Annotated in this window: 1 pseudogene; it reads left to right on the plus strand. The window is 41.7% G+C overall.

The features are described 5' to 3' along the window. Positions 1 to 573: pseudogene (locus ACFIL8_RS12220) on the plus strand (hypothetical protein); the annotation flags it as partial. Between the last annotated feature and the right edge of the window lie 50 nt (positions 574 to 623).

Genomic DNA, 623 nt, shown 5'->3' on the forward strand with positions numbered 1-623 from the left:
ATGGTTGAACAGTTTTTCTCTACCACCCATTTTGATAGCGATCGGTTATGCGTTGAAGGACATATTGAACGCATTAATGAGGCCTATCGTATTCACTGTAAGGCTAGCACATATGACAATGGAAAGGCCGTTATTGCGCAGGCAATCATCATGGTCAGTAAGGTCTGCTTCTTTAGCTCGTGTTCTGTGAAAGCCGCTCTTCCATTACTAGGCGATTTATGTAAGATTTCTTCCGTAACCGGAGATTCTTGTACTTTTTCCTTTAATGCGCATCACCCGCTTTTTGAGGAACATTTCCCCTCCCACGCCGTATGTCCTGGTTCACTATTGATTGAGATGGTTCTGGCTTTGGCCACGCAGGGTAGGGCGAAAAATATCGCATCTGTTGCGCTGAAAAAAGTAAAGTTCATTGAAGCAGTTTATCCGGGAGATACCTATCAGTTGACCATTAAACAGGATACAGAGTGTGAACTGGGTGGCGTTTTTTATATTCATACGGAAACTAAAAAACGAAGCACTTGCGGTAAGTTTTCTATCAAATATAAAAAGGAGGATGCGCCATGTTTAACATAATAATCTCTTTTATTCCGTGGAGTATTTACTCCTGGGTTATCAATGGAAAC

Origin of the sequence: Bartonella sp. AP57NXGY (assembly GCF_042195805.1) — a bacterium.
Taxonomy (GTDB): domain Bacteria; phylum Pseudomonadota; class Alphaproteobacteria; order Rhizobiales; family Rhizobiaceae; genus Bartonella.